The sequence below is a fragment of the uncultured Deefgea sp. genome (genome assembly GCF_947072475.1).
Taxonomy (GTDB): Bacteria; Pseudomonadota; Gammaproteobacteria; order Burkholderiales; family Chitinibacteraceae; genus Deefgea.
The window spans coordinates 1-4717 of sequence record NZ_CAMTIA010000099.1; the positions used below are offsets into that span (position 1 = coordinate 1).

The 4717-nt window shown below is 50.4% G+C and carries 4 protein-coding genes; all 4 read right to left on the minus strand.

Annotated elements, in window-relative coordinates; translation table 11 throughout:
• Positions 1-31: 31 nt before the first annotated feature.
• Complete coding sequence (gene hemA, locus Q0V82_RS16335) at positions 32-1285, minus strand: glutamyl-tRNA reductase (protein WP_297577497.1); 1254 nt, start codon at positions 1283-1285, stop codon at positions 32-34.
• 80 nt (positions 1286-1365) lie between these two features.
• Positions 1366-3129, minus strand: coding sequence for a ferrous iron transport protein B (feoB, locus tag Q0V82_RS16340; RefSeq protein ID WP_297577500.1), 1764 nt, complete (start codon positions 3127-3129; stop codon positions 1366-1368).
• Positions 3126-3425: a FeoA family protein gene (locus Q0V82_RS16345; protein ID WP_297577503.1), complete on the minus strand. Its 300-nt coding sequence runs from the start codon at positions 3423-3425 to the stop codon at positions 3126-3128. Before Q0V82_RS16345 ends, feoB begins: the two co-directional genes overlap by 4 nt.
• Positions 3426-3575: 150 nt before the next feature.
• Positions 3576-4717: autotransporter outer membrane beta-barrel domain-containing protein (locus Q0V82_RS16350; RefSeq protein ID WP_297577505.1), on the minus strand; the 1142-nt coding region annotated here is incomplete at its 5' end.

The window sequence follows — 4717 nt, forward strand, 5'->3', positions numbered from 1 at the left end:
CTCCCTACTCCCCACTCCCCACTCCCTACTTTTAATCAATATCTTGCAATCGATATAAACGACGCACTAAATTGACCAAGCTTTCTTGCTCATCAGCCGCAGCGCTATTGAGCGCGGCCAGCGGCGCGTGTAAAAATTTATTATTCATTTGCTGCGCCATTTGCTCAATCACGCTACTTGGGTCCGCACCCGCAGCCAAGCGTTTTTGCGCTTTGGCCACTTCAGTCCGGGTAATGCGCTCAGAATGATCGCGCAAATCACGAATCGTTGGCACCAAAGCCCGGCTGGCTAACCAAGTATTAAAATCACTCAAACGCTCGCGAATAATCGCTTCGGCACTTTCTACGGCCAAAGAGCGCGACTCGACGCCTTGCCGTACCACCTCGGCTAAATCATCCACGGTAAATAAATACACGTCGTTTAAATCGCCCACTTCGCTTTCTATATCGCGCGGTACCGCCAAATCGACCATAAAAATCGGCCGATGGCGGCGTGATTTTAAAGCGCGCTCGACCATGCCCTTGCCCACAATCGGCAACGACGCCGCAGTGGATGTCACCACCACGTCAAACTCGGCCATTCTGGCCGGTAAATCGGCCAACAACATCGCTTCGCCATTAAATTGCTGCGCTAGCGCTTGACCGCGCTCGAGCGTGCGATTGGCAATGGCGATTTTTTGGGGGTTTTGCGCGGCAAAATGCGTGGCACATAGCGTAATCATTTCGCCAGCACCAATAAACAACACTTTGCAATCAGCAATCGAAGGAAAAATACGCTCGGCTAAACGCACCGCAGCGGCGGCCATCGATACCGATGACGAACCAATTTGGGTCCGCGTGCGAACTTCTTTGGCGACGGAAAAAGCCCGCTGAAACACCCCATTGAGCAAGGTGCCTAAGGTGCCGGCATCACGCGCTGAGCGTTCGGCATCTTTAAACTGGCCCACAATTTGGGTTTCACCCACCACCATCGAGTCCAAACCGGAGACTACGCGATAAGCATGCCGCGCCGCAGCTGCGCCTTCATAGATATACATATGGGAGGTAATGCTATCAACGCTTTGATTTCTATTGTCTGCAAGCCAATACATCACTTGATCGATATCACGAGCGTGGCAATACAGCTCGGTTCGATTACAGGTGGAGACAATCGCGGCTTCAAAAACGCCCTTGAGCGCAACCAAATCGGCCAATGCCGATGGCAGCTCATCGGGATTAAAGGCCAGCCGCTCCCGTACCGCAAGCGGTGCAGTTTGATAGTTAAGGCCGAGAACGAGCAGGTTCATGAAGAAATAGCGGGTTGCAAAACCCGCCATTTTACCCTGAATTCCCCCCAATCACGCCATACAAAAGGGGTAGGAGGCGATTAAAAATTTAGCAGACGTGCTGATTGGTAAAAAACAAAAGAAATCGTCCACGCCAAACCCAAAGACCACACCAGCGAAAACACAGTAAATGCCGTCGATTTAGATTCTTTTTTCATCGCCGCAATCACTGAAACGCAAGGAATATACGTCAGCGTAAACAACATAAAGCTATACGCCGATACTGGGTCAAGCGTGTGCGCGAGCTGTGTTGCCAACGCCGTACCTTCATGACCCGTAATCACCGATAAAGCGCCGAGCACGACTTCTTTGGCGACAAAACCAAAGATCAGCGCAATCGACAAGGTCGAATCAATGCCAATGGGCGACAATACCGGTTGGAAAAAATCCGACACCATCAAGGCATAGCTGTGCTGTGGATTAGGAAAATTAGTCAGTAACCACACTAACACCACGCCAATGACGATCATGGTGCTGGCCAAACGCAAAAAGTCGCGCGCCTCACCCCAGCCCCGCCGCCAGATATGACTCATCAATGGCAAACGATAAGGCGGTAATTCCAGCGCAAATGGTTCATTAGATTGAAAGTGCGAGCGAAACAACACCGCCGTGCCCATCGCAATCAAAACACTGATGATATACAACGACAGCAACACCCACGGCGCATTGGCTGGACTAAACAAAGCACCACTCAAAAAGAGGAAAATCTGCAAGCGCGCTGAGCACAGTGAAAATGGAATCGTCAGCATCGTGAGTAAGCGCGCTTTATGGTCGCGAATCACTCGCGTACCCATAATCGCTGGCACATTGCAGCCAAAGCCCATCATCAGCATCACAAAACCACGGCCATCGAGCCCCATCCGACTCATAATGCCATCCATCATAAAAGCGGCGCGGGCAAAATAACCCGAATCCTCAATCACCGACATTAAGCAGAAAAACAAGAAAATAATCGGCGCAAAAGTCAGTACCGTGGTGACGCCATCAAACAGACCATTGACAAGCAAACCTTGCCAAAAAGCCGGTAAAGCTTGAGTCGCCGGCAATAAAAATCCTTCTTTAAACCAAATTAATCCCGCTTCCATCGTGTCTTGCAACGGTGTACCGATGGCAAAAGTGAGTTGGAACAAACCGAACATCACGATGATAAACAGCGGCAACCCCAACCAAGGGTGCAAGACAAAACGATCCACTTGCGCGGTGGTATCCAAACCCAGCGTCGGCGGCTGGTGGACTGCGGCTTGAAATAGACGTTTTTCTTGCGCATGCATGGCGCTGGCTGCAGGTACGTGGGTTAAATCAAGCCGCACACTGGTGTGCGACATCAGTTGATTTAATTGCTGCTTGGCTTCATTCAGGCCGGTACCCAATTTAGCGCTAATTAATTGCACCGCGCAGCCCAATTCCTTGGCCAGCAAAGCGCAATCAATTGAGATACCGGCGCGTTTGGCTTCATCTTGCATATTGAGACAAATCAGTAGCGGCGCACCCAAGGCTTTGAGCTGCAATGCCAGCGCCAATTGGCGATCCAGTTGCGTGGCATTGAGCACCAGCACAATGGCGTCGAGCTGGGCTTCAGCTAGAAAACGCTGCGCCACATGCTCGTCCTCAGCGCCGCCGATTAAATCGTAAATCCCCGGCAAATCAAAGATTTGCACCATATTGGCGCCGAGCAAAATTCGGCTAGAAGCCAGCTCAACGGTTAAACCCGGCCAATTGGCCACGCGCGCGGTGCCACCAGTCAGGCGATTAAATAACGTCGATTTTCCGGTATTGGGCATCCCAACCAGCGCCACCCGCTTCATGCTAAAACCTCAGTCTGAGCCCGCACGACCACACTCGACGCAATCGGCAGCACCTGAATCAGCGCGGCATCAGCGCGGCGCAGCATAAATTCAGTATTGCCCACCCGCAAATGCAAAGGACCACCCAGCCAACCACGACGAATCACCGTGACTTCACTGTGCTCACGCAAACCTAGCGCCGACAATCGTGGCAGCAAATCAACATCGGTGCTGATGGCTCGTACCAAAGCACATTGGTTTAAATCAAGCTGAGCTAAAGAACGCATAATCGCCAATCCGCAATGAGAATGATTCATAATATCACATCAAATGACTCATTTCTCGTTGACGCCAATCAACAAAACCCAATTCAATCACCGCCAGCGCACAAAATAAAAGCGCTATTGATCGGCAAAATCAATAGCGCTCAGTGTATTCATCGGCGCTAACAACGCCGATTTAGCTGATTAAAATGCGTGTGATAGGAATAAACGCAACTCCCAAATATTGAGATCTTTTTGCCCCAAACTTAAATAGCCCGCACTGGCATCAATCGACGAGCTACGACCCAATAATGAGCGAACCCCGACTTTGACCCCGCCTTGCCACGGGCTAGAGTCGAGCAAAGATAAATCTCCAGTGAGAATTTTACCGTCATTCACTCGCGCAAATTCATAGCCTAGCAATAGCTCGGCATAGGGCATCCACGGCGTGCCATTTTGCGTGTAAAACGTTTGCGTGATTTCAATTGCCGAATCAATCGAGCCGGTATTGACACTCGATTTTTCATTTTCTAGACGAAGCGCATAGCCAGCAATCATGCCATTAAGCGCATACGCCTCACTGCGATTATGCGCGTAATACACGCCAATCTTCGGCCGAATCAATGCCTCACCCAAGGGGAATTGACCATTCGCTCGCGCTGAAATCGCATAGCGCTGTGATGAATAATCGCCATCCAAAATCAATAAATGCTGCTGATTATTCATATGGCTAAAGGTTAGCGAGCCATCAAAAACCCAGTTTTCTGAATATGGATAAGCAATATACGGCCCGATATTGAAGCCATTACTGCTATTACGCATATCGTTGGCAAATGCACTGCTCTTATTGTTTTCCAGCGACAGCGACATCCCGGCGATCAAACCGCCATCTAAACGACGATCAAAACCCAATGCCACACTCGCACTATGCCCAGATAGATCCATATCATGGCGACGATCACGAATATCCACGTAGTTCGAATCAGCCCAAGTATTCCATAGCGTTTCTAAGCCAAATTCACGCCCTTCCGTACTAGGTATTGCCGTTAAATTACTGCTGTTATTACCCTCTAGCTGCATACCCATGCAATTCACATCGGTAAGCGCATTTTTATCTACTATGGTTGCTGGGTCTTGCTGCATCGGGCAAGGAGTAAGGACCGCTAATTCACGGCTCGCAGGCAAAGCAGTCGCAGCGACGATCTCTGATCCTGTTGGCGGTTCAGGTGGCAAAGTACCAATTGGTGGCTTCGCCCCCGCAGGCAATTCTGGCGTGATGCCGGTAACCGGTGGTTTTGCTGGCAGCGTGCCAATCGGTGGCTTCACCCCCATTGGCAATTCTGGCA

Coding starts and splice junctions, on each gene's coding strand:
- Q0V82_RS16345 (WP_297577503.1), bottom strand. CDS start 3,425: ATGAATCATTCTCATTGCGGATTGGCGATTATGCGTTCTTTAGCTCAG.
- hemA (WP_297577497.1), bottom strand. CDS start 1,285: ATGAACCTGCTCGTTCTCGGCCTTAACTATCAAACTGCACCGCTTGCG.
- feoB (WP_297577500.1), bottom strand. CDS start 3,129: ATGAAGCGGGTGGCGCTGGTTGGGATGCCCAATACCGGAAAATCGACG.